Below are 26,865 nucleotides of genomic sequence, written 5' to 3'. Positions count from 1 at the left end.
GCAGAGATGTACAGCGAAGGCTCAGAATCTTTTTCGCATCTTGCGAATTGATGTTCACGCTCTGGTTCGCGGCGAGAAGTTCACGAAGTTATCCCTGTGACCTCACGGGCGAGACAGCCAATGAAAATGCTTAATCTCGAATTTTCTGCTTCGGTGCTCCGCTCAGAATCTTTGCATTCGGATCATTCGGTGGACGGTCCAAGGCTAAGAAGGCGAACAGATCTGCGAGTTCTTGTGGTTTGAGCTGTTTCTCCAGATCTTCGGGCATCATGGAGACTTCACTGATTTTGTAGGCTTCGATTTTATCTCGCGGGATCGTTTCGATCTTGCCTCCTTGAATCTTAAGAACGACTCGCTCGTCGCTCTCTTCAACAGGCAATCCGGTTAAGATCCGGCCATCTTCAGTCGCCAAAAGTCGCGCCTGGTATCCGGGACCAATGACGGCGCTCGGATCGAACACATTTTGCAACAGCTGATTCCAGTTGCTGCGGCCGTTGCGGGTGATATCTGGCCCGACCTCAGCCCCTTCGCCATACATCTTGTGACACTGCGCACAAACTTTCTTGAAGACAGCAATCCCCTTGTGCGGATCTCCCGGTGTCCCGTTAAGAAAATCTCGGTGGAAATTGATGACATGCTGCCGATCGGATCGACGATCTGTTCGAATTTGTCCGTAAACTTTGGCAACAAGCTTTTGCAGTTCATCATTTTTGAAAGATGAAACTCGTTTCAACTGATTCAAGTTGACCGCTTCCTTGTCGATCTTCTTGGCTTCGATCTCTTTAAGTAGAGCAACAGACCAGGTGTCTCGCTGCGTGAGAACTTCGATCACGCGTGGCTGAACATCCGCCTCCCATGTCGGATAATTGTCAAGCAAGAAGCCCGCGAGTTCAGGGTCATTGACTCCGCCGACCGCTTCGATCGCTGCAATGCGGAACGACTTCGCTGTCTTCAATCCGCCGATGGCGTCACCTAGATTACTGACGATGCGAGGGGCTCTGGCAGCCACCAGAACCCTGAGAGCTTCCAAACGCTCTGGTTGTGGCTTGCTTCTGTCATTGAAAGTTTTGCGAACGACCTGCATCGCTTCGACATCCCCGAGCAAAGCCAGGACAACGGTCAGATTGGGGTTGTCAAATTGAACAGGCTTCAAAGTTTGATACAACTCAGCTCGCTGATCCTTTGAAAGTTGTCCTTCACGTAATAATCGGCTGAGCAATGCGAGAGTATTGGACTTGAATGCGGGCGTAGAGTTTGGAGACTTGAGAACCGCTTCAAACAGCCCTCCCAAAGTTTTTCCCGACAGAGATCGATTCTCACATAAAACGGGCACTGCTCTTTCGCAAATTGGTCCAATCCCACTTGCATAATCTTCCTTCGCACCATTGAGTGATTCGCGAAGCCCATCAATAACTGCGTCAGGTTGATCATCAATTAAAGGGAGCAGGTTTTGCCAGACGAGATGCCTGAGCATTGGATCGTTGCCGGAAACACGCAAGATCGCTAGCAAGTATTTAACAGCGAACTCTTCTTCCCCTTGAAACTTGCTGGCTCCAATGATCATCTGAGCCAGCATTTGTGGAGAGTACTTCTTAAATGTCTGATCAAGATTCTGATCTTTTTTCATTTGCTGCGGCGCGAGTTTAGAAAATTCAGCGTCGTCGAAAGTCCGGCGAACCAACCATGGCTCGATCTCATCTTTAACCGACGTCGACATGCTTCGCATCTCCCCATACAGCTTCGTGAAGTCTTCGCTGTAAACAACACAAAACAGAGCGTGCATTCTTTGCGTGTGGCTTGTCTTTTCGTCTTTCACGACAGCGAGGACCTGCTTCGCCAGATCGAACGTCATTCGTTCCTGCAAAAGTCGCTGAGCTGTGTTTCGTTTATAAACATTTGAATCCCCCAGAAGGGTGATCAGTTCATCATCCGATTTGGCTCCCAGGTCTTCAGCCTTCTTGTTTTCATGCCCTTGATAAACAACGCGATACAGGCGGCCTTTGGATCGGTCAACACCTTCCGGGTCAGCATTTGCGTCTTGATAGCAGTGGTAGCGATCGTACCAATCCAAGATATACAGGCAGCCATCGGGGCCGACCTTTTGCACAACCGGCATGAACCACGCATCGTTGGCGGTCAGGAAGTCGGCGAGTTTCGCATCGTCACCTTCACCGATTTTGCGAACGGTATCGTGCTCGAAGGCGCCCTGAGGTGCGGGGAATCCGGGATGTGGGCGGCCTTTGTAGGTCGCTCCGCTACGGTCTGCGATATCAGCATTGATGCAACCACCGTGGATGTTCCCCATGTACAGAACGTTGCGATATTCTTCGGGATAGGCTTCCGAGTCGAACCAGGTGATTCCGCAGTACGCAGCCTTTTGGTGTTTATGATCGACGATCGAACCCATTGGCCACGTGTGCGGTGGATAAGGTCCACCTTGGCGAATGTAATAGGCACTCTCGGAAATGTGCCACAGGTGATCAATCACGCAGGCGGAAATGAACGCTTCTCCGTCACCATTGAATGCAATTCCCCAGGGGTTACTTGTTCCCTCTGCGAAAATCTGAAACTCGCGTGTGCGAGGGTGAATGCGGAACATCGCACAAGTGAACTTGAAGCCGGGATGATCAGCTTCGTAGTTCGGGTTCTCTTTCGAATAATAAACATGGCAATAATTAAAGACACCGTTCAATCCGTACAGCCAACCATCTGGTCCCCACGTCAAAGAGTTGGGCAGCTCGTGAGTATCGGTGCGACCGAAGCCAGTCAGAACGGTTTCGATTTTGTCCGCTTTAAGGTCTCCGTCGGTATCCTGCATGAAGAGCAGATCCGGTGCGTTCGCAACCCACACACCGCCATGACCAACAGCGATCCCCGAAGGAATGTTTAACCCCTCAGCGAAGACCGTCACTTTGTCGACCATTCCATCACCAGTGGTATCTTCCAAAACCTTGATACGGTCTCGTCCCGGACCTGGGGAGCGTCGCGGATATTCGAAACTTTCGGTAACCCAAAAGCGTCCCTTTTCATCAATCGCCATTCCGACCGGATTCATGACATCCGGTTCATGAGCGACGAGTTCAACAGAAAACCCCTCCGGAACCACCATCTTCTTGACTGCTTCCTCTGCAGAAAGAGGAGGTCCAGGCGGCTTCTCGTGACGGCGAGGAATTTCTAATCGCTGCGCGAAACAGGGGGCAGAGAGAACGCTCAAGAGGAAATACAAGAAAAGAGTGTGGACCAAAAAGCGTGGCATCAAAAAATCCTGTCTGAAAACTGGTCGTTCATGTTGCAGATACTGTCGTAAACCTGTGTGAAAGAATCAAGGAGCCCACCTCCACAGACAGCACCTCGCCTCTCCACTTTAGAGCAGTTAGCTCTACTGTTTGCCCATGAAGAACGCATTTCTCCAGTAAAAATGTTGTTCGCCACGAGGCAGAACCTGCAAACCGATTCGAAAGATGCTCTAGGATTGAGGCCTTTCACGATGACAGTTGCCCCAGCACTCAGGTGTCGAATATATGGAAGCCTCTTCGACGGCAGCGACCCCACTCAATGTCGGCTCAAGACAGCGCCAACGAATCCACAAAAAAGCCGAGGGAAACATATGTTGCCCTCGGCTTTTGAAATCCCAAGCGTTTTCTCAGATGATGAGATTCACCAACCACTGTTTCAAAGCGACCAGCGAATCAACTCAGCGAGCCGCCCCTGTTGACGCCTCTGAAAAACATGTCGATGACTCGCCAGCGATGAGCCCAAACGCCCCCACTGCGTTCTCTCCCGAGATCAAATAAAAAAGTCGCGAGCCACCGTAGTGACTCGCGACCATGTTGAAGTTGATGTGTTAGTAATTCGCCAACCCAAGGTCCGTAATGCGGACTCTACGCTGTCTTAAGTGGTTTAGAACTACGGAGATGGGGGGAATACCATATCAGGCCAGACTGGAGTCGCAAAAGTACCGTTGATGAAGTCAGCCAGCCCAGTCGCTGGTAAATCCAGGAAGCTGCCGGGGTTCTGGTTATCCTCAAAGGAAGTCTGCCATTCCGAATCGAAGCGTACTAGTCCCATCATATAAACCGGTCGTACTGTTGCTTTAAACGCATCAGCTTGGTTGATGATGCCAGTCTGTGTGATCGCTGATGTGTTTGTACCGTTTGAAAGCACTTGAACAGATTGCGCACTGTTTCGATCTGAAGCTAGCGGACCTCCGAAAATGACGTCCATGTAAGCAACTGGGTCATAAACAATTCGGTCGTCTGCAGTTGGTGCTCCAACATCAATTGACGTTGGCAATACTAGCTCATTGGAATGCACAGGGAAAATATTCACATCGAAACCGCCATTACCATCAAACTGGTTTGCTTGAATTCTGGCATTCATACGAGTGAGAGTTCCAACTGAAAAGACCAAACCATCACGTCCTTCTGAAGTACCATTCGAGTTGACTTGATTGTTATAAAACTCAACATCTGTCGTTACACGTCGTCGAGTTTCATCTCCAGATGGATCAATGTTCGGATTAAGAATGTCTCCAAAGAAGTGTTGGCTACTCACACGAGTACCATTATTTGGGTTACGATTCACGTTTACAAGCACAAACACATCGGGGTTGTTACGTGTTCTTGCTGTAGCCACAGTACCTGTAAATACATTCTGACTAATCGCACGTGCTTGTGTGTCGAAGATAACACCTTCCATCATATTGTTATTGAAACGGTTAGATGGAAATGGAGCTGCCAAATCGCCAATCACCCAAACCGACCTAGTTGATGTGTCCGATGGTGTTGAACTACCTGTAGTAGAGAACATTGCGTCATGCTGAGCACTCACAAACAACCCTCGCCCACCGTTGGATAGTACTTCTGTCCCTTTCATAGTGGTGTTGGTCACTGTTCGGTTGGTTGTGCCCAAGAACCCTCGAGAGTCAATTTGTACATGAATACCATCGTTAGTATTACTTTGCACGAACACACGTGAATCGGTCAAAGCTGGAAGTGGCCCATTGGCGTGAACATAATCAGCACTGTCGCCACCGAATTGAATGTTAGCACCGCCTGCTTGTAACGGGACTCCAGTGTTAGATGAATCAGTGAAGAAGAAATCGACTCCATTATTTCCGCTGGAGGTAACACGAGCGTTTTGAATCAACACGTTGTTACGAACATTATCTATTCTTCGACCCGCTTCGTTTGCACTAACTGCTGCAGATCGGAAATCGAAATCAACTCCGTTATTACCACTTCCAACGATTCGCATGCCGTTTGCCCCCACGCCATCGCTACCGGTGAGTTCCACGCTAACACCACCTTGACGAGAGTCAACAAATTGTGGGTTGATTGTACGCTGTTCAACGTGAACGCCGTCTTGCACACTGTTCAGAATCAGAGTGTCATTGATCCTGTAGCGGCTTTGTGTAATCGGTCCTCCAGGGTTCGAAAAGCCGCTGTCATCCAGAATCGTGACTCCATGACGACCACTGTTTATAATTTGTGATTGTCGAGTCAGACTATCGTTGATCAGTACATGAGCAAAAGCATTTCCGGGACCAGCGACGAAACCAACGCTACGATTGATATCGAAATGAATTCCGTCACGACCGAGAGCCCCTTGATTTATGAAGTTCCCATCAATCGAGAAGAACTCATTTGCTAGCAACTCGCTTCCTAAATCGGCATCATTGTCAATCTGGAAATGAATTCCGTCACGACCTACCTGGCTAAGAGTGATATCGTTATCAGTGATATTACCAGTGACTCGGCCATCAGATTTCGCTTGAACAAATATTCCGTCTTGGCGGTTATTAGACAGCTGGTTCCCGGTGATGTCCAAGTCCATCGTCAGCGTCAACGGTGAGTTGCTATGCACAATATTAATACCGTTCAGGGCATTATTCCGAATGATATTACCTTCTCCAGGACCACCAATAACTACACCGTTGGTGTAAACCGCTTCAACCATTCTCTCAACACTAATACCATGCTGCTGATTCCCCTCAATCAAGCTATTGAGAACTACGAAATTAGTCATCTCTGAGACATCAGTAATATTGGTTCTAAGACCACTGCCAGCATTGTTATTAAGATTGAGCATTGCTCCCGCTCCATCCAATTCTAATCCCGTAAGCCTAGCACCATTGGAAAGCAAGACCGCCAACCCATCTCCGAAGTGTTTAGCATCAGCACCATTGAGCGTTCCAGCCAGAATTGAATTTTCGATGCTGAACGTTCCAGTTGAATCAGCTCTCATATCGAGAGCAACTGCTGCATCTCTATTGCCTGTAATAGTATTCACAGTACGAGCAGAGTCTCCAATAACAACATTCAAGCTTGGTCCGATCATATCAAGATCGTTCGGAGCTTGAAGAGGCTCGTCTGCAATGATATGCAATCCTATTCCCATGTTGTTTGTAATCAGGTTTCCATAAAAATTATTAATATCCAAACTACTCATCTCATCATGCAGTTCGAATAGCATCCCTTCCTCAAAGTTATTGGTAAACCGATTCACACCATCAACTGTCTGGAATGCCTGGAATGTTGCCTGTGAACCATTTTCCAGCAGGACTCTTGCACCAGCTTGTCCATTCGATGTGAATGTACTCTCCGTGATTGTAGCGGGGTTCGTCAGTGTACTATCGTTTATCTCAATGTTCAGGCCATGTCCGCTGTTAACATTTCCTGACGCAGAGAGGCGGTGGATACTGAAGTTGTTATTCACCGTCATGTTATCCAGACTCAAGCGAACACCATCTCCGGTACCTGAGGCACTCGCTACACTCACGCCGGTACCATTATCGTTTTCATCTCCAATGAAGATATTATCAACCGACATATTTGCCAGTCGGATGTCTGCTTGGCTTAAACCATTGTTGTTGATAGTGAAATCATCAAGAATGAAATCGAACGGATTAGCAAGGTTATCTAGATCGATTCGAAGTCCATTCCCTGCGTTTCCATCAACAGCCAATCCTCCACCGTTCAGACTCAACATCGTCAGATCAACACTGGAGTTGTCGGTCACAATGCTCACACCATCGCCAGCATTCCCCGTAGCTGAAACACTTAGTCCCAATCCAGCAGTCACCTGATCAGTCAAACTGATCTCAATACCGCCACCGTCACCTGTAACAGCAACTGGAGCACCTACATCCATGCCCATATTGTTACTGAAGACATTAGCACCGGTGGAAGTGACTGTCAGATTCGTATTCATTCCGTCGGCATTGATGATCATACCAGTGTTAGCATTTCCATTTCCACTTGTGCCATCATTGATGGCTAAGTCAAGTGATCCTTCAGACTCGACACTGATCAGATATCCACTGCCTGTGGAGTTGTTGTCTGAATGAACATCAGAAAAGACGATTTCAGCGGTTGTGTTTGCTCCCTGAATGTTCGCAATGAAACCTTCACCTCGAGTTGTTGCTCCAACTCCGTTATCAAGGATCTCAACGCCCTTGAACGTCCCCTCGAAATCTCCACCATTCGTAGCATTCAATCTGATTCCAGATCGAACACTTCTTTGAACTAAACTATCGTTTAAGTTAAATATCAAAGATGCGTTCATATCTTGGACCGCCAGATTAATCCCGCCGCCTAGAGGATTGCCGCCAACATCGAGAGCCGTATTTGCAATGGTCAGATCATTGAAGCTCAATTCTGCTGACGAATTAGAATCGCGAACGTCAATGTTCAGAGCATGAAAGTTTGCACTTCCAAGACTGTTATTCGACAGATTGTTCGCCCCTGCAAAATCAACCGGGCCAAACATTGCCCCCGTATTGACTTCAATGTTCATGCCATTTTCTTGATTACCTGTAGAAGTGATATCACCAAAGGAACCTCCCCCAATCGAGTCGAATTCAACCTTACTTCCATTCGTTGCCTGGAGATCAATTCCGTTCAACATGTTCTCGTTCGTGGTGACGTTGGTGAAGTTTTTAACATCCACAGTTTCACCATTGATCACTGCAAAGTTAAATCCGTCTCCACCGTTCTTATTGGCGGTTAAGCCGTCAACAGACAAATTGATGGTGTTGGTTGCATCTCCGGTGATGTCGAGAAGCACGCCGTTTCCGGAGGAGTTGGAGAAGTCGCTGACTCCGCCCATGCCGCCGTTGATGCCGACGTCGATGGTTGCACCCATTGCGAGTGTTGCGTCAACGAGGAGTCCGTTTCCGCCCATTGATCCGACTGCGTCAACATTGCTTAGTGTGATGCTGCTCATGTCTTGAGCATCCGCGAGGTTGATGTCAACTCCGCCCAGCCCAGCCATGTTCGCTGTGGTGTCGGTCATATCGATGTTGGAAATCGCTGGACCTGTGACGTTGATGTCAACTCCGGTCATCGCTGCTCCGTCGAAGTTGGAGCCAGTGATGTCGATGTCAACAATGTCGGTTGCGACAGTGTTCGCAACGGTAATGTCCAGTCCGTCAACTCCCGCAGCATTTTGTGCGGAGACATTGTCCAGGCTGATCGCTTGAGTTCCGCCGGTCACGCCATCGAGGTTGATGTCAATTCCACCACCGGTTCCCATCATCGTGTTGTTAGCAGTTGAGTTTGCAATACTGACTGCTGAGTCACCACCAGTAATGTTGTCCAGATCAATTAAGATTCCAGTGCTGTCGGTATCGTCAGCTGTCACTGCGTCGAGCGAAACGTTGATCGGAACGATCTGGTTTGCAACTGTGATATCAACACCGTTGTCACCCGCTCCGCTCACATTCACTGTATCCAAGCTGATGTCAGTGATAGCTGCACCCATGTTGTCCACTCCGAATCCATCTGCACCAGCATTCATCGCGTTGGTGTTTGTGATGTCGATGGTTACAGTTGAACCGGGGGCTCCTACGAACTCGGTGAGGATGCCTTCCTCTGTAGCATTATTGAAAGATGATCCGGTTACGTTGATCGAACCAGTACTCGTGGCATCAAGCCCGATAATTGCAGAATACAACCCAACACCAGTGGAATCATTTGATTGAACGTTCGTTACGTTAATTGTTTGATCACCACCAACACCGTTGTTATTAAGGACGAGATCAACTCCTCCAAATAATGCTGCTGCATTCGCGTTGTTTGCCATGACGTTCGTCACGTTTAACTCAGTCTCTCCTGAAGTGTTGAGGCCGATGAGAACACCTTCACCTCCCATGGCATTGTTGAAGCTGGAGTTGCTGAGAGTCACAACTGTTGGATTGAGTGCATCTCCGTTGTCAACCAAATCTCCTTGAAGGACAAAACCACCTTCGGTAGCGTTGTTCGCTGTGATGTCGTTGAGTTGTTCGATGTTAAAGGCTCCGCCACCGCTGGAGATCAGGTTGACACCGATTCCTCCGCTGTCGTTGGCTGTGAGGCCATCAATATTGATCGTCGCAACTGATCCTGCATCTTCGACATTGACCTGGAACTCACCTTCGCCGGCTTGTGCACCGTTGTTGAAGGTCGTCATGTTGTCAACCGTCAGATTGAGTTGACCGCCATTTAAGACATCAACTTCAAAAGCGTTCGCTCCGGCGTTGTCAAAAATGTTCACGTCGGTGAATGTGACATTCGCTGAGGAAGCTGCCATACCTGAATTTTGAACAAGACCTTGAACGACGGATTCAAGTCCGAAGCCCACACCCGTGAAGATTGGCTCATCCGGATGACCTGCTGGAAGTGGACCTGTGAGAGTCCCGAGCCCAAGCAGGTTGTTGTTCATTTCGATATTCGTGAAAGTCGCGTTAATTTGACCACCGGTGTCTGCCAGGAAGGCGACAGCTTGGGCCCCATGACCGCTGATCGCTGTTGCTCCAGTCATGTTGCTGAAGTTTGCTTCGACGCTACCGTCATTGATTGCCTTGAGGACAATCGCAGCGGCGTCCGGATCCATAGCTCCATCAACACTTGGTTTAATCAGAACGTTGTCCAGAGACAGCGAGGCAAACGAGCCATTTCCATCTGCACAAACCATAACTGGTCCGGAGAGTTCTCCGCCGGTGATATCCTGAATAATCACACCACCATTGTTCATGACAAGGTTAATTGCACCTTCTTCGTTTCCTGGTGGTTGTGGAGGACTCAGAACAGACACGTTGTTCAACGAGAGTCCGATGATCGTGTCAGATCCCATTCCGCCACCATTGGCGGTCGCACTGATTCCGAAGCCGGTCACGCCATCTGTTGGTGGTAAAGCGTTGTTTCCAATCGTTCCACCGTTGTGTGAATAATTAATTCCCGATGTGATTGGCATTCCCATCATTGTGTTGTCACCCATGTTGGCGACAAGATTCACACCGTCTCCTGTGTTGCCTGTGATATCGATGTCCATCAGCGTGAGGTTGATCAATGATCCATCACCCATCACCATGTCACCGTTCGCGACAGCTTGAATACCATGCCCGGGAAGGAACATTGGATCTGTGCCGTTGCCCTGGATCGATCCATTTCGGAGGGTCACATCGACCATGGAATCTCCATCAGCATTGACGGCAACACCTTGACCTCCAGAGTTTTGGATCAACAAGGGATTCGCCATCGTGCCCATTGCATCGACGGTAACCATCGAGCCTGTTTCCGCATCGATGAGAAGACCAGCTTGTCCAGCTCCATCGATCGTCAATCCGTTCATCGCCTGGAAGTCGATGGTACCAGCGTTCTGAGCGTTCAGGGCAATTCCCTGTCCGCCAGTGGTGTCAACTGTCAAGAAGCCAGGAGAGTCGAAGTTGATTGTTCCACCATTGGCAAGTGCATTGATTGCAGTGCCACCAGTGTTTTGGATTGTTGTCCCATTGGCATCAAATCCAACATCGATTGTCGATGTCCCGTTTGATGTCAGGTCGATTGCATTCAATCCCGCATCATTGACAGTGCTGCCATTGAAGTTGATGCCAGCTGTTGAGTCGGTCATCGCAACGATAATACCATTGCCGTTCCCCCAGCCGTTCACATCGCTGTTGTTGAGATCCAGGTTGAAGGTTGAAGCGTTGGTTCCGGTCACGTTAATACCGTCACCCGTGGAACTTCCATCAGAATTGATGTCGCTGTTGTTGAAGGTCAGGTTGACTGTACCAGCATCGATTGTTCCGATGACTCCATTGCTTCCAACAGGGTCCATCGTTGTTGAGAGTGGTGAGTCAGGATCTGGTCCCATTGGAGAACCGAGTGTGAAGTTCAGCTGACCACCAGTCGTGACGTTGAATTCAAGACCGTTGTCACCTGCTCCAGCCGCTGAAGTTGGATCGATCAGAACATCTCCGATGGCCCCACCCATGATGGTGGCGTCGGTCATGTCATCGAAAGCAGGCATTAATGAGCCGTTAGTGATGTCAATATCTGCTGTTGCCAGTGTGTCACCGAACAGGTTCAGTGAATCAGCACCAGCCATATTGACTGTCAACCCTGTGTCAGAGTTGAATGTAATGTTTGACGAGGAACGGAAGTCAAATTCCAGTCCGTTGTTCGTTGAGTTGCTGAAATCTGAATCGTCAATTTGAATGTTGACGTCTGTCATTGCATCCGTTGTGACGATGTCAAATCCGTCGTCTCCAGCTCGCAGGCCAGAGATATCACTCATCGTGAAGTCAACATCTGCTCCAAGGAGCCCCTGGATAAAGATTGCATCGGTTCCTGCATCGTTGAGCTCAACATTTGAGAGTGTTCCGCTTACGGTTGAGTTATCTGCTCGCACTCGCAGTCCAGCGAACTCGGCATTGTTCGCAGTCACGTCGGTGAGATTCAATGTTGCTACGGAATCGGTCAGACTTCCGTTGATTCCAAATCCGCCAGGAACTGTGTCATCAAAGTTGGTGTCCGAAACATTCACATTGATGGTGGCCATGTTTGATCCGTTGAAGACCAAACCGGTATCGCCAGAGTTTGTGAAGTTGTTTGTCCCGGTGCTGTTCAGTGTGAAGTCGATACGACTCGCAATAGCACTGAGTTGGACACCCATGTCTCCGGCGTCCATGCCGTCGACATCGGTGCCATCGATATCAATGTATCCGCCATCCATGGCAATCACATTGATCGCGTCCGAAGTTGCACTGTTGAGGTTCACATTGTTCAGATTCACATCGAGCGTCGAACTGCCAAGTGCCAGAGTGTCATCGGCTCGAAGCATGAGCCCGTTGTCACCGGCGTTGTTGGCATCAACATTGGTCAGGGTCAACATTCCTGCTGATCCATCCATGTTGACTTCAATTCCGTCACCCATTGTGGCGTCGTTGAAGGTCGAGTCGGTGATTGTTCCGACAAAGACAGAATCGTTGTTGGCATCGATGAACATGCCATCGCTACCGAGTGGTCCATTAAAGTTGGTGTTGGTGAGCGTCAAGATACCCATAGAGGCATCAAGATTCCCGTTCACTCCTCGGACCGCAGCCCCGCTGAAGTCAGCAGGAGTCATAGCTGTGCCAGCGATGTTGATGTTGATATCAGCACCGTCTGTACCGTTGAATTGAAGGCCATCGCCACCTGCTCCTGCGAAGGAACCTGTGTTGGTGAGATTCACGTCTACTCCAGTGCTCACGACGCCAGCAGAGTTCTCAGCGTTGATGAGAATTCCATGGCTGCCAGCCATTGAGCCAGAAACATTGTCTCCGGTCAGGCTTACACCAGCGGCATCGTTGGCTTCGAGATGAATTGCATGATTGCCAGCATTGTCAAACATCGCCCCAGTGTTGAAATCGATGTCCGTCGAGGCATTTAAGCCAGTCGAGGAGTAGAGTCCATCCAATTCTGCACCACTGAAGTCAACAGGCATCCCGCCGGCTCCAGAGATATTGATCGCTGTCACTCCGCCGTTGTCATTGACGGAATCGATTCCATCGCCTCCACCCAGCAGATTCTGACCAGCATTTGCAAATGAGCCAGTGTTTGTGAGTTGGAGGTTGATCATTCCACCATCGTTGTTCAGATCAATCCCATCGTCACCAGCATTTGATCCAGAAACCATGCTTCCAACAAGTTGAGTGATGCCCAAGTCGGTGCTGGTGAGATTGATTGCATCCTCACCGGCGTTATCGAACATGGCTCCTGTTGACAAGTTGATGCCCGTCACAGTCCCATCGCCATCGGTATTCGAAACGAGTCCGTTTTGTTCCGCTCCGCTGAAGTCGATAATGCTGCCGCCATCACCCGCCAGGTTGAGAGTGATTCTTCCACCAGCTTCGTTGAAGATGTCAATTCCATCTCCAGTTCCACCACCTGCCTGACCTGCATTTGCGAAGGAGCCAGCTTGCGTGATGTTGACATCAATTCTTCCAGCATTGCTGCTGAGCTGAATTCCGTCATCTCCAGCATTAGCACCTGAGATCATCGTTCCATCAAGTGTGGTAAAAGCACCAGCATTTGAACTGATGTTAATTGCGTCGATAGCAGCGTTGTCAAAGTTCGCACCTGATACGAGATCGATATCAGTACGAGTTCCTAACCCGTTGGCTGTTGAGATCAATCCGTTTCCAGTGGTGGCACCACTGAAGTCGATTGGCATTCCCATTTCGCCAGTTGCATTCAGAATGATACGACCACCATTGTCGTTGGTCAGATCAACACCATCATTGCCCGCACCTGCGAACGATCCAGTGTTTGTCAAGACGACACCAATTGTCGCAGTGTTGTCAGCGTCGAGGTGAATTCCATCCTCACCCGCACCAGATCCGGAAATTCCGTCTCCTGTGACAGTCACAACAGCGTTGTTGTCCGCGATCACTTCCAGAGCATTCAACCCTGCGTTATCAAGCGGAACATTGTCGAGAGTCAGAACACCTGTGGTTCCCATACCATCGAAGTCGAGTGAAATTCCGTTGCCACCAGCATCAGCAAAGGAGCCATTGATGAATGACCCGCTAAAGATTGAACCCATCGTGGCATCGATATCAAGTCCGTCTCCATTTTGTGCACCTGAGAAGGATGTATCGTTGGCCACGATTGTCAGCTGTGAACCGTCATCAATGCTTCCGAAGATTCCGTCATCAAACGCATTGTCGCCTGTGATGTTCGTCAATCCCAGGTTGAATACGGAATTATCCGTGAGAGTCACATCAATCGCGTTGTCGCCAGCAGCGTCACCAGAATTGTCGAATGAACCATTCGTGAACATCGCAGTCGCGGTGGACATGTCGAGGTCAACATTCAATCCATCGCCAGTTGAATCGGTGAAGTTACTGTTGTCGACAACCGCTGTGATGTTCGCAGCATTGCGGCCTACAATCGCAATTCCCGTTTCACTGTCACTGTTGTTGATGTTGTCGATATCAGCAGCAATATTTGAGTTGTCTGCTGCGATTCCAATTCCTGTTTGACCACCCATCACGACTAAGCCTGGGAATTTCATCAGATCGTTGTTGATCGTCAGAGTCAGGTCTGCAGTATCTGTGTTGTTGATAACGATTCCGCCTGCGGCAGCCGGGTCAGTGATATCGAACCCGATATTGGTGATGTCTGCAGTTCCACCAATGTTGGTCAGCAGAATTCCACCACCGGCACCTGTGTTTTCAACACCGAAGATGACATCACGATTGATTTCGTCGATGACAGTGTTTGTGATGTCCGTACCAACGATGGCATTCCCACCAGTCGGAGCAAGCATGTTCAATCCGAGAATCTGGTTGTTGTTCGCCAGGGTAATCAGATCAGCACCAGCGTTTCCGGCGATGTACGGGTTGTCGGTTGCACCAATTGCAAAGTCTGGCAATGGGCAAGGAAGTCCGGGGAAGTTCGCTGTTTCCAGTAAGAAGTTGTAGCCTTCTCCGAGAACAATTTGATTGTCTTCGAGAACTAGACCACCGTTCGCATTAAGATGCGGTCCGCCGTGCTCGGTATTTCCGCTGTATGCCAGGATGATATCAGCCGTCGGCATATTGCTGGCATCGTCAAGTTGATTGAATCGACTTTCGAATGTCCCGTCTCCGCCAGGAGCAGCTGTGTTATCAACATGGATGAATTCAAAGGGCAATCCGTTCGCAGGATTGATAGCAATTTCTTCGCCTTGTGCGATGTACTGCAAAGTTTGGATACGTGCCTGACGTCGTGCACGATCAAACATTTGGTTGTCGAGAGTCCGATATCGAGGAGTGAAGTCGAGTGGACCATCGCCAAGTCGCAACTCACCAGTGAGGTTCACACTGGTTCCGAATCGGTCATCGTCGGTCACAGCGAGGTTCACGATCGCGCTCGTGAAGTCGAGTTGAGCTCGACCGCTGATTCCGGAGAAATCATTTCCTTGTTTAGCATCGAAGTAATAAGCTCCACCAAACAGCGATAGCCACTCCGCACGCGGAATGGCTGAGCCGATTTCGAAGTCTGCTCCAAGGAGCTGTTCTTCGACAGGCTGCAGGGTGACATAAGCCAGGTTGGACCCGGTGAAGTGAGTCATTTCCTTAATGGGTGTCGCATTCCCAAACTTGTTGACCCGTCGATTCCAAGGGATGTAAGCGTTGGCTGTGACCCCGAGGTAATCGCTGAGCCATTCCACTCCGACGCCCGCACCGTCGTAGTTGTTCCCTGAACCTTTTTGGTCCCAGGCGAGGAAGGCATTGATACCGACCATCTGTGAGAAGTCTCTGATCAGCCAACGATTACCAACACCGAAGTTACCTCCGACGAGGGATTTCTCGTTCTGCTCCGTCAACCAGACCTGGCCTTCTAGATAGAAGACTTCGTCAGGTCCGTGGAACTGCATGGGCATGAACCCACCAGTTGCGAAGTAGTTGTCCAAAACACCTGGACGGTCACCAAAATCACCTCTCGCGAAGATGTAACTCCGCGGAAATGCGAGTGGGACGACTGCGGAATAGAGCGTTCCGCTGGCATCACCCGTGACCTGTTCGTCCGTGGTGTAACCGACCTGCCCATGAGACAGGGAAGGTAAGAACAAGAGAAATAGCAATCCGAAGAGGTAGGGTTTGCGCGACGTCATTGTCTGCCCCAAAAGCTGAGACCGTGGCCATCTCGTCGCCATCCGTAGTACGACGATTGTGCCAAGTATTGCAGGTAAATACGTTCTTCCAGTTGATCCGGTAGTACCGGTCATATCAATTATCGGCAGCCGATTGTGCCGACTGGACCGGAACTGAGGATTGGAAGGCTGAAGTCAGGGATTTGCGGATTTTTCGGAGAATTCCGAGCCGCGGTAGGTCAATTTCACTTGAGAAAAGCCCAAGCATCGGGGCTTGTAGTGAGAAAGAAGACGAATGGTCAAGATTCGAATCAGTTTACGCCATTCCGAACACGCAGATCGGCAAGTTCTGCCAAGCTGAAGGTGTTAAGATCGCCAATTCGCAAAAAAATCAATAAACCAGACACCAAATCGGACACTTGAGAGGTCCCGTGAATCGCTGATTTTGAGCGACTATTTTGACGCCTCAGCGACGGCAATGGCTTTCAAAAGCCCCTTGGCTTTGTTGAGGGTCTCATGATATTCCTCTGAGGGAACGCTATCGGCCACAATTCCTGCCCCAGCTTGGACATACGCTTTATTCCCGATCATGACCATCGTTCGAAGAGCGATACAGGTGTCCATGTCGCCTGTATAGTCAATATATCCGACTGCTCCGGCATAGGGACCGCGTCGATGCTTTTCCAACTCATCAATGATTTCCATGGCCCGCACTTTGGGAGCCCCGGAAACTGTCCCGGCTGGCAGACCTGCGCGAAGAGCATCAAGGCAGGTCAAACCTTCTCTCAGCTGGCCTTTGACATTTGATGTGATGTGCATCACATGGCTGTACTTCTCGACAACCATCACATCGCTCAGAGTGACGGAGTTGTATTTCGCTATGCGACCAACATCATTACGAGCCAGGTCGACAAGCATGACGTGCTCAGCCCGCTCCTTGGGGTCAGACAATAATTCTTCAGCAAGTGCCCGGTCTTCTTCCTCGGTTTCTCCACGTTTTCGTGTCCCTGCGAGAGGACGAATGGTCGTTTCTCCATCCTCGACACGGACCATGATTTCTGGGGAACTTCCAACGAGAGTCGCTCCGGGAGTTTGCAGCAGGAACATGAACGGGCTCGGATTCACAACCCGCAGTGCCCGGTAAATTTCAAGGGGTGTCGCTGATGTTTCGACTTCGAGGCGTTGGCTGATAACCACCTGAAAAATATCGCCGGCTTTGATGTATTCTTTGCAGCTTTCGACAGCTTGCTCATATTCTTCTTGAGAAAAGTTCGACTTCCACGACTGGCTCATGGGAGGATCTGGTGAGACATCAGTCAACGAAAGAATTCGCTGAGGTGATTGCAGGCGAGCACAGAGGTCATCAACTTGCGAACATGCCCGGTCGTACTCACCTCTTAAGTCTCCCGTGTCTGTGGGAACTTGAGCGACAACAAGCGTTGTCTTCTCAATATGATCGAAGATGATCATCGAATCGTAAAACGCGAACGAAAAGTCCGGTAACTTCCGATCATCTTCGGGTGGATTGGGCAAATTCTCGGTGTATCGAACGACATCATACCCGGCATACCCAACGGCTCCCCCGACAAAACGGGGTAAATCCGGGTGCGGGGCCGATGAAAACTGGTCGATCCAGTCGCCCAAGGTGACAAGTGGATCGTCGACGGTTTTCTTTTCGGTCTGACCATCTCGAGTGATTTCGACCTCATTGCCGTAAGCGTCGATTCGCAGAAACGGATCACCTCCTAGAAAGCTGTATCTGCCGACTTTTTCACCACCGACGACACTTTCGAAGAGAAACGATTGTCCCGACCAATTGGCTTTGCAGAATGCCGTAACGGGAGTCAATGTATCACTATAAAGCTTGCGGTACACTGGAATGAATCCAGCGTTCCCCACTCGCCCGACAAGTTGTTCAAATGAAGGGTGGTAATGCATCGTCGCTGCCTGAGAAGAAAATCTGTATCAACATCTTATGGATTGTCGAAGAGGTGAGCGAGAGTCAGAGACCGTTTTTCAATCGAATTGCGACCTACGTTTCTTAAACTGTCGGTCATCTGGCCTTTTCTCGACAGATCCGGTACCGATTGACTTGATACTCCAGCTGAATAGAATTGAGATGGGTAGCAGTGCCGAAGCTGAGATGTCATCTCCAGCCGCAGCGCGGTCTCTTCACCATCCAAAATAATTGGGACTCCGATGAAAAAGTGCCTCCGCTGCAACAAGCAGGCCACTCACCATATTACGGAAATCAAAAACGGCAAAACCGTTGCACTGCACTTATGTGATCAGTGTGTGGGCGAATATCTCAACACGGTCGACGTTGGTGGAATTCCTGATGACCTGGAAGATCCCCTCTCCATCGGACCGATCGGAAGTATCGCTTCGGACAGTCCCGTCGAGTCGACTTCCGAAGCGTGCCCAAAATGCGGGATGACATATAAACTCTTTCGCAGCCAGGGACGCCTGGGCTGCCCGCATGACTACCAGCACTTTCATGATGAGCTGATCCCGTTACTGGAAAGTATTCACCACGGCGAAACTCAGCACGTGGGGAAAATCCCACCAAAAGTCTCGGAAGAGAGCCGCAAGCAGTACGAACTGATCCGCTTGAAGAACGAGCTCAAATTGGCCATCGAAGAAGAAGCCTACGAGCAGGCAGCGGAATTACGCGATCAAATTCAATCTCTCAATGAAGAATCGTCTTCGGTTGAGCAAGACTAACTTTTTTCAGACGTACTTCTTTCCAGAAGCGAACAGGGCAAAGAGTTCAACTCAAACCTATCAACGCAAAAAAGGCCGAGCGGTATCTCACATCGCTCGGCCTTTATGCATTCATGGTAGGTGATTCAGATATTAACTCACCCTTTCTCACGAGGTGGGTCTCAATCCCCCAGCTTCGGTTTCTCAGGCCGAAGCAACTCAGTCACCAAAATAAGTCATTGCATTCCACGTGCCAATTCAAGTTCAAATTTCTTCAGGAATGCAACAAGCCCTTGCAAAGACTGGAGTAAGAGCATTTCTGTCCAAATCGGCATCGAACTCCTCTCATCGATTCTTTGCAACTATTTCAAGGAATCCGAGCCCTCTTTGCACTTTCTACCAAGCGATTACTGCTTCGTCGCGTGTGCTGCTTCGACCATTTTGTTTGAGAATGCAGAGATCGCTTCTCCAAGTTTGTCAGCGGGAATCTCTCCATCCGCAACTTTTTGGAATTCTCGAACCAGTGCCGAACCAACGATGACCCCTTCTGCCAAGCCGCGCAGTGGCTCAACATGCTCCGGCTGACTGATCCCAAATCCGACAGCCAACGGCAAATCAGTCTCTTCTCGCAACCATTTCAACTGATGCAGCAACGCATCAGCAACTTCACGTCTTTCCCCAGTCGTTCCGGCAACGGCAATGCAATACACAAATCCGGAGCAGCATTCGAGAATTTGCTTCACACGCTCGCGCGGAGTGGTTGGAGCGACAAGTTGAATGAGATCAAGCCCCTTTGATGTCACAGCCTCGAAGACCTCTTTCGCCTCCGCACCGGGAAGATCAGGAATAATCAGCCCTGAAACTCCTGATTCGGCACACTGCTCCAGAAACGAATCGAGCCCAACCCGAAAGACAATCGCGTAACTGACCATTGCGACCAGCGGAGGAAGGCCTTCATCCTTTAATTCTGAAATGGAATCAAAAATCGCGTGGACCGTAACCTTGGCGCCGAGTGCGCGAGTGTATGACGCTTGAATCACTGGGCCATCGGCAATCGGATCGCTGTACGGAAATCCAATTTCGATGAGGTCAACCTGGGCGGCTGCCAAGCTCTTCAAAACCTCTTGAGTCCCAGCCAGATCAGGATCGCCAGCTGTGATGAAAGGCATAAATGCCATTTTTTTGTCTTGCTTCAACGTCGCAAAGACTTCAGATATTCGAGATCCCACAAAACACTCCCAACATCGAAAACCGATGAGCCAATACCAATGAACGTCGTCTAAGAAGCTCTGACAAGAGTGTTGAAATCGTGGTGACTTATACGACTTTCGATCTCTTGGTCAAATTTTGTTAGAGCGAATAAATCTTCAACTAAATGCTGCAAATGAAGGTCAATCCAATATTGGTCTTCTCGTTCCGCTTCACGGCGAGCGCTTACGATCTTCGCCGGCACGAGAAGTATTGGAAATACTCTAGAGCAGTTTGCTCTACCGTGTGCCCGTGAAGAACGCATTTCTCTAAGAAAAATGCTGTTCGCCACGAGGCAGATTCTGCAAACCAATTCGAAAGATACTCTAAACATCCAATTCTGTAAGCCGGGCAACTTCGTTGATGTCTTTGTCACCACGACCAGACAGGCAGACGACAACAACTTCGTCTTTTGATCTTTCCTTTGCAGCTTTCATGGCATGTGCCACAGCATGTGAACTTTCGATAGCGGGCAGGATTCCCTCCAGCTTTGCAACCAATTGGAAGGTCTCCAGCGCTTCGTAATCTTTGGCGATGGTATACTGAACGCGACCGGAATCTTTCCAGTAGCTGTGCTCTGGGCCGACTCCCGGATAGTCCAACCCTGCCGAGATCGAGTGAACGTCCTCCGTTTGTCCATCTTCATTCTGCATCACGTAGCTGTAGCTGCCGTGCAAAATACCAGGAGCCCCATAAGTCAGCGTGCTCGCATGGTCGCCGGGATTTGGACCTCGACCGCCCGCTTCAACTCCAGTCAACTTCACGTCGTAGTCTTCAATGAACGGATAAAACATCCCCGCTGCGTTTGATCCACCACCAACGCAGGCGACAATTTCATCCGGGAGTCGGTCGAGCGATTCGATGCACTGTTCGCGGGTCTCTTTTCCAATCACTGACTGAAAGTCTCGAACGATCATCGGAAACGGATGCGGTCCAACAACAGAGCCAAGGATATAATGTGTCGAGTCAACACTCCCCATCCAGTCTCGCATCGCTTCGTTAATTGCATCCCGGAGCGTCTTCGAACCTGATGAAACTCCGCGGACCTCAGCCCCCATGTTGCGCATCAGGAAGACATTCAACTTCTGGCGTCGAATATCTTCTTCTCCCATATAGACAACACAGTCGAGCCCAAACCGGGCACATGCCGTGGCTGTCGCAACACCGTGCTGTCCGGCGCCGGTCTCAGCGATGACACGTTTTTTCCCCATGCGGAGCGTCAGTAACGCTTGCCCGATGGTATTGTTGATTTTGTGTGCTCCGGTATGGTTGAGATCTTCTCGCTTGAAGAAAATTTTCGCGCCGCCGCAGTGTTCGGTCAGTCTCTCAGCGAAGTAAAGCGGACTGGCACGTCCCACGTATGTCTTCAACAGATGATCGAGTTGAGACTGAAAGTCGGGGTCTTTTTTTGCTCGCTCATACTCTTCAGACAATTGATCAAGAGCAGCCATCAGAGTTTCCGGGACGAATCGACGTCCAAATTCTCCAAATCGCCCCTGTTCGTCAGGAACACTTTTTGTCGCAGATGTCATTTCTCAAACTCACTAAGAGCTGATCCAAAAACCTGAATTTCCTTTCTCAAACACTGAGGAAATTCTTTGTGATGGAAGTTTCCGGATAGGGGCGAATCGTTCATCAATGCTAAAATGTCTTGTTGCTCTCATTCAGTTGCACGCCCACAAGCATGCACAAATTCTGATCACACATGACATTCATCACTCAAGATCGCATGAAACTGTATGATTCACACGATCCATTGAGTATCGTGTTGACAGGGTGTCGTCGCGTTTTGCGTTGACTCTTCCTGGAAATCTCAACTTTATCGACATTATTCCGAGATGATCGGGGGCGTCAACAAGGTGAGCCCGAATTCCCGGGAAAGTTTCGATCTGATGGCGAGAGTTGCCTTCAATTTTAACCAGACGCTTAAGATGCCCCGGAAAAGAGGGCTTGAAAGCTAATCTCCTGATTCAAAGCAGTTGCCATGAGAGTCCTGATCACCGGATTCCCACCATTCCCGGGCTGTCCCATCAACCCGACTCAACAATTGGTGGACGCGATCAGAAACGATGTCATTACTGTGAACGGAGTCGAGTTGGTTTCAGAACTTGTCCCGGTTGAGTATCGAGGAGTCGAAAAAATCTTCGATCGACTCATTTCAGAAATTCAACCATCTCTAGTCCTCTCGTTCGGCGTTGGTAGACATCAGAGCACTCTGCGGCTCGAAACGCTGGGTGTGAACCTGGACGATGCTTCAATTCAGGACAACGCGGGCGAACTCCGCCAGAACAAACCCATTGTGGCAGATGGCCCACCGGAAATTGCCAATCGTCTTGATCTTGAATTTCTGGCCAGAGAATTACTCAGAGATGGAGTCCCTACTGAACTCAGCAGAAATGCCGGGCGGTACGTCTGTAATCATCTCCTGTACTATGCAAGCTACCGTCAATCGCAAGTCGAGCCTGCTTACGATTTTCTTTTCACACATGTCCCCACTTTAGAGAACGGATTCAATCTGGATTTGACGTTGAAGGGAATTGAAGTGATGATTAATTGGCATCACTGATAAGCTCTGCCCCTGAGACCTTGAATCGACCGTTTTCATCGATAGTGATTCGAGTACGGCAAACCCGCGCTCTCCCCTGAACCTTCAGGGACAACCGTGTTAATGAGGAACAATGACTTCAGACAATGAGTTAAAATACTGGATGGGTTTCGATTTAGGTGGCACAAAGATGCTCGCCCAGATCTATGACGCTGACTGGAAAGTCCTCGCCAAGGAAAAGAAACGGACTAAACCAGGAACAAGCGCCAAACAGGGCGTCGACAGAATCATCGAGACGATTCAGGATGCATTGAAAAAAGCGGACCTCACGCCGAAACAACTCAAGGGAATCGGGATTGGCTGTCCCGGCCCAATCGATATGGAGAAAGGTGTCCTGCTTGATCTCCCCAACCTGGGATGGGAAGAGGTTCGACTTCAAGAGCAGGTTTCCAAAGAACTGGGTTGCCCCGTTGCCGTTCTGAATGATGTCGATGCAGGGACATACGCCGAGTACAGAGTCGGAGCTGCGAAAGGAACTCGAACAGCAATCGCTGTCTTTGCTGGAACAGGAATCGGCGGCGGATGTATTTATCGGGGAGAAATTCTGCGCGGCTCGCGCATCTCCGCTTTTGAAATTGGTCACATTCAGGTGATGTCAAACGGTCCACGCTGCGGGTGTGGGCAACGTGGGTGTCTGGAATCAGTCGCGAGTCGACTTGCGATTGCTGCACAAGCTGCAAGAACCGCCTACCGTGGAGATGCCCCGAACCTCTTAGACAACTCCGGCGTTGATCTCTCCAAAATCCGCAGTGGAGCGTTGTCATCTTCGATCCAAAAAGGTGACCAGGCGGTCGAGGATATTATCTCCGAAGCTGCCCGCTACATCGGTATTGCTGTCGCCAGTGCTGTGAACCTGATCGGCCCAGAAATGGTCGTTCTAGGTGGTGGCTTGGTCGAAGCGATGCCAGAACTGTTCGTGCCCCAAGTTCAACGCTCAGCAAACAAACGTGTCATGCCAGCTTACCGAGACAGTTTTGAAGTCGTCGCGGCAAAACTCGAAGATGACGCCGGCGTGCTAGGAGCAGCACTTTGGGCAGAGCACCAACTCTCCCCAGCTTAGAGCCTCTTTCGAATTGGTTTGCAGGTTCTGCTTCGTGGCGAACAGCATTTTTAATAGAACCAGTCCGAAAACCTCTGGAATAGCCGCTTTCCTCAACGTTTGAGAGAGCAATTTCAAGTTTCAGGATCAGTTCTAAAGAAATGCGTTCTTCACGGGCACACGGTAGAGCAAGCCGCTCTAAGAGGATTGAACTTTTCGTGGCTCGACGAGTCAATCAGCCCGCAGCCTGCTGATTGACTCTGAAGTCGATTCCATTCATGATGCAGATCTTAACTAGAACCAGTCCGAAAACCTCTGAGATCGTCGCTTTTCTCAACGTTTGAGAGAGCAATTTCAAGTTTCAGGACCACCTCTAATCAAAATAAGGATCTGCTCAAGATGAATCGTATTCTCCTCGGTTTTTTGTGTGTTATTCTGAGCACACAACTCACTTCGGTGTCGGCGAAGGGAGCTGACCAGCCTAATTTTGTCATTATCTTCGCTGACGACCTCGGGTATGGTGACCTCGGCTGTTACGGGAACCCGACGATTCGAACGCCGAATCTGGATCGTATGGCTGCGGAAGGGATGCGATTCACGCAATTCTATTCCGCATCATCAGTTTGCACGCCGAGCCGGGCCGCTTTGCTCACCGGGCGACTTCCGATTCGAAACGGAATGTGCAGCGACAAACGACGAGTTCTCTTTCCGAACTCAGGTGGCGGAATTCCTGCATCGGAAGTGACACTCGCTGAATCTCTCAAGGAAGCGGGCTACGCGACAGGCTGTTTCGGAAAATGGCATCTTGGGCACCTGCCACAGTTTCTGCCAACGAACAATGGGTTCGACACTTACTTCGGTATTCCGTATTCCAATGATATGGATCGCCTGAATGACGCTGCTCCAAAGGGACGGACCGCTTTTCTTGAACCAAAGGTCGAATACTGGAATGTCCCCATCCTTCAGGATCTTGAAGTCGTAGAACGTCCTGCAGATCAAACAACGATCACTCGGCGTTACACCGAACACGCTGTCGACTTCATCAAGAAAAATAAAGAGCAGCCATTCTTCGTGTATCTGCCACACTCACTTCCTCATATCCCGTTGTTTCGCGGCAAGGAGTTCGAAAACCACAGTGCCCGTGGACTGTATGGTGATGTGATTGAAGAAATTGACTGGTCCGTCGGTCAGGTTTTAAAAACACTGCAAGACGAAGGACTCGCCGAAAACACCTGTGTCTTTTTCACAAGTGATAATGGCCCATGGCTGATCTTTAATGAGCATGGCGGAACAGCCGGACTCCTCAAGGATGGAAAAGGCTGTACCTGGGAAGGTGGGATGAGAGAGCCGGGAATCGCCTGGTGGCCGGGGAAAATCGCTGCCGGTCAGGTCTCATTGGAACTTGCAAGTACAATGGACCTGTATACAACATTCATCACTCTGGCAGGCGGAAAAGTCCCAGATGACCGGATCGTCGATGGTCTCGATATCTCGCCCGTTCTTTTCGGTGAAGGGAAAAGCCCTCGCGAAACTATGTACTATTATCGTGGCACAGAGTTGATGGCGGTGCGGTATCAGGAATGGAAAGCACACTATTACACACAGGGCGCTTATGGTGCCGATGCCCGAAAACGTGAGAAGCACGAAGTCCCGCTGCTGTACAACCTCCATCATGATCCCAGTGAGCGTTTCAACTTGAACGAAAAGTACCCTGAGATCCTTTCGAAAATCGAAAAGCTTGTTAAAGCACATCGTGATCAATTAACGGCTCCAGCGTCGCAACTGGAGATTCCCCTCTAGAACACTTACATATTTCGTGTGCCCCAGGAGAGTGCTTTTGATGTAGAATATCGCTCATTTCCACGAGGCAGAACGCGTACATCATTTCTAGAACAGATCCTGAAACTTGAATTCGCTGTCTCAAACATTGAGAACAACGACTATTCCACAAGTTTCCGGACTGGTTCTAAAAACAGCTCTTAAATTAAGGAAACCATGGCAGACAAGAAGGAGCCACTGACCAGTAAGAAAATGCTGGCTGCAGAAGAGAGTGAGAAGGACCGCCCCACTCACCCGATGCTGGTACTGGTCGCCGGGTTTGTCTCAGCGATTCTGCTCTTCTTCTGCTGCGCATGTAGCGGCGCAATGTGGTGGTTTCGACCGGAGATCTATGAAGATCCCGACCGGGCCATGCAACTGACTCAAGAAATTGTTGAGATCCACATCCCTGACAGCTACCAACCGAAGGGAACCATTGAACTTAACGCAGCCTATTTGATGAGCATTCGAGGGGTCTATTATGAACGGTTTGCAGGCGATGGATTGTTGACGCTGATTGAAATCAACAGCCAGTTCCGGTCCGATGAGGACGTTCAACGACACATTCGAAAAACGTTAATGGAAAAAGGGGGCGGAGGGACGCCGCTTGTTGTGGACGAATCGAAAACGGTTCGTCTCCCGATCGATGTTCAGGGAGAAGAAGTCCTCTTCGTTTTTGAAGTCGGCCAAGATCCCCCCACACGCAAAAAGTATCACCTTGTCGAAGGAGCCTTCCCCGGAAAAAACGGAGAAGTCCTACTCTCCATGCGAGTCAACGAAGACAATTGGGAAGAGTCCTCGATCCTTGAAATGATCCGCTCCATCGGTTCATTACCCGGCAAGAACCAGGGAATGATCCTCAACCCAACTCCCGCAGCTACGGAGTAGCACCCCGTGTGTGGTTGGACACTTAAAAGTCTCCGAAGGGACAGTAGGGTCTGCTGTGCGGACCAGATTGAGGCTGGTGTGTTTTATTTGAGGGCAAATTTCCAGTTATATTATGGTTGGAGTGAACTGTAAATCAATGGGCCTTACTGCATCCAACCGTCAACGTATTCGGTCCGCATAGCAGACCCTACTTTCGCTTCGACGACGGCGACGGCTTCGATTTCTACTAATGCACCGGGGATCGCCAGCCCCGAAACGAACGCCACCGTGATTGCAGGCGGATTCGGGTGGTTGCCCCAAACAGAGCCAAATGCCCGAAGGCCATCCATTGCAGATTGGCCCTCGATGACGAGGACCGACCATTTCACCACATCGTGCAGGGTTGCGTCGGCGTCTTCCAGAACGGCTTGGAGATTCTCTAACGTTTTGACCGTTTGGGCAAACAGATCATTCTCACCAACGAGTACGCCATCAGCGTCAGTCGCGTTCTGGCCACCAACGTAGACGGTTCGCGCGGTTGCGGGAACCGAAACGCCATGGCTAAACGCAGGGACAGTAGGGTCCGCTGTGCGGACCAGATTGAGGCTGGTGTGTTTTGTTTGAGGGCAAATTTCCAGTTATATTATGGTTGGAGTGAACTGTAAATCAATGGGCCTTACTGCATCCAACCGTCAACGTATTCGGT

12 protein-coding genes are annotated in these 26,865 nt (G+C 49.8%); 6 read left to right on the top strand and 6 right to left on the bottom strand.

The features are described 5' to 3' along the window. Positions 1–130: 130 nt before the first annotated feature. Complete coding sequence (locus tag ACN0YR_RS23640; RefSeq protein WP_417851678.1) at positions 131–3,256, bottom strand: PVC-type heme-binding CxxCH protein; 3,126 nt, start codon at positions 3,254–3,256, stop codon at positions 131–133. Between the two features lie 391 nt (positions 3,257–3,647). Between ACN0YR_RS23640 and ACN0YR_RS23635 the strand changes: the two genes are divergently transcribed. Next, entirely contained in the window at positions 3,648–3,794 is a 147-nt protein-coding gene (locus ACN0YR_RS23635; RefSeq protein ID WP_417851677.1) for a hypothetical protein, read from the top strand. Positions 3,795–3,906: 112 nt separating this feature from the next. Here ACN0YR_RS23635 and ACN0YR_RS23630 read toward each other — a convergent pair whose 3' ends face one another. After that, positions 3,907–15,900: an inverse autotransporter beta domain-containing protein gene (locus ACN0YR_RS23630; protein WP_417851676.1), complete on the bottom strand. Its 11,994-nt coding sequence runs from the start codon at positions 15,898–15,900 to the stop codon at positions 3,907–3,909. Between the two features lie 432 nt (positions 15,901–16,332). Further along, a complete protein-coding gene (trpE, locus tag ACN0YR_RS23625) occupies positions 16,333–17,817 on the bottom strand; it encodes an anthranilate synthase component I (RefSeq protein ID WP_417851675.1) in 1,485 nt (494 codons plus the stop codon). Positions 17,818–18,078: 261 nt separating this feature from the next. Between trpE and ACN0YR_RS23620 the strand changes: the two genes are divergently transcribed. Beyond that, complete coding sequence (locus ACN0YR_RS23620; protein WP_417851674.1) at positions 18,079–18,603, top strand: UvrB/UvrC motif-containing protein; 525 nt, start codon at positions 18,079–18,081, stop codon at positions 18,601–18,603. Positions 18,604–18,989: 386 nt separating this feature from the next. Here ACN0YR_RS23620 and trpA read toward each other — a convergent pair whose 3' ends face one another. Then, entirely contained in the window at positions 18,990–19,811 is an 822-nt protein-coding gene (trpA, locus tag ACN0YR_RS23615; protein ID WP_417851673.1) for a tryptophan synthase subunit alpha, read from the bottom strand. Between the two features lie 345 nt (positions 19,812–20,156). Then, positions 20,157–21,362 (bottom strand): tryptophan synthase subunit beta, encoded by a 1,206-nt coding sequence (gene trpB, locus ACN0YR_RS23610; RefSeq protein ID WP_417851672.1) that lies wholly within the window; start codon positions 21,360–21,362, stop codon positions 20,157–20,159. Between the two features lie 452 nt (positions 21,363–21,814). Between trpB and ACN0YR_RS23605 the strand changes: the two genes are divergently transcribed. From ACN0YR_RS23605 to ACN0YR_RS23590, 4 genes are all read left to right on the top strand, one after another. After that, positions 21,815–22,396, top strand: coding sequence for a hypothetical protein (locus ACN0YR_RS23605; RefSeq protein WP_417851671.1), 582 nt, complete (start codon positions 21,815–21,817; stop codon positions 22,394–22,396). 112 nt (positions 22,397–22,508) lie between these two features. Beyond that, positions 22,509–23,495 carry an ROK family protein gene (locus ACN0YR_RS23600; RefSeq protein ID WP_417851670.1) on the top strand — a complete coding sequence of 329 codons (987 nt, stop codon included), beginning with the start codon at positions 22,509–22,511 and terminating at the stop codon, positions 23,493–23,495. A gap of 378 nt (positions 23,496–23,873) precedes the next feature. Continuing rightward, positions 23,874–25,274, top strand: a complete 1,401-nt coding sequence (locus tag ACN0YR_RS23595) for a sulfatase (RefSeq protein ID WP_417851669.1) — start codon at positions 23,874–23,876, stop codon at positions 25,272–25,274. Positions 25,275–25,469: 195 nt separating this feature from the next. Beyond that, the gene (locus tag ACN0YR_RS23590) at positions 25,470–26,180 is read left to right on the top strand and encodes a hypothetical protein (protein WP_417851668.1); all 711 of its coding nucleotides are present in this window, start codon (positions 25,470–25,472) and stop codon (positions 26,178–26,180) included. 143 nt (positions 26,181–26,323) lie between these two features. On the opposite strand, the gene ACN0YR_RS23585 is transcribed toward ACN0YR_RS23590, so the two are convergent. Further along, positions 26,324–26,758 carry a RidA family protein gene (locus ACN0YR_RS23585; protein ID WP_417851690.1) on the bottom strand — a complete coding sequence of 145 codons (435 nt, stop codon included), beginning with the start codon at positions 26,756–26,758 and terminating at the stop codon, positions 26,324–26,326. Positions 26,759–26,865 lie beyond the last annotated feature (107 nt).

The sequence above is a fragment of the Thalassoglobus sp. genome (genome assembly GCF_048270125.1).
Lineage (GTDB): Bacteria > Planctomycetota > Planctomycetia > Planctomycetales > Planctomycetaceae > Thalassoglobus.
Note: the sequence above shows the minus strand (reverse complement) of the source record. Positions and strands in the feature narration are given on the sequence as shown.

Bases quoted from the DNA above. Each gene is read 5' to 3' on its own strand.
- ACN0YR_RS23640 (WP_417851678.1), bottom strand. From the start codon at position 3,256: ATGCCACGCTTTTTGGTCCACACTCTTTTCTTGTATTTCCTCTTGAGC.
- ACN0YR_RS23635 (WP_417851677.1), top strand. From the start codon at position 3,648: ATGATGAGATTCACCAACCACTGTTTCAAAGCGACCAGCGAATCAACT.
- ACN0YR_RS23630 (WP_417851676.1), bottom strand. From the start codon at position 15,900: ATGACGTCGCGCAAACCCTACCTCTTCGGATTGCTATTTCTCTTGTTC.
- trpE (WP_417851675.1), bottom strand. From the start codon at position 17,817: ATGCATTACCACCCTTCATTTGAACAACTTGTCGGGCGAGTGGGGAAC.
- ACN0YR_RS23620 (WP_417851674.1), top strand. From the start codon at position 18,079: ATGAAAAAGTGCCTCCGCTGCAACAAGCAGGCCACTCACCATATTACG.
- trpB (WP_417851672.1), bottom strand. From the start codon at position 21,362: ATGACATCTGCGACAAAAAGTGTTCCTGACGAACAGGGGCGATTTGGA.
- ACN0YR_RS23605 (WP_417851671.1), top strand. From the start codon at position 21,815: ATGAGAGTCCTGATCACCGGATTCCCACCATTCCCGGGCTGTCCCATC.
- ACN0YR_RS23600 (WP_417851670.1), top strand. From the start codon at position 22,509: ATGACTTCAGACAATGAGTTAAAATACTGGATGGGTTTCGATTTAGGT.
- ACN0YR_RS23595 (WP_417851669.1), top strand. From the start codon at position 23,874: ATGAATCGTATTCTCCTCGGTTTTTTGTGTGTTATTCTGAGCACACAA.
- ACN0YR_RS23590 (WP_417851668.1), top strand. From the start codon at position 25,470: ATGGCAGACAAGAAGGAGCCACTGACCAGTAAGAAAATGCTGGCTGCA.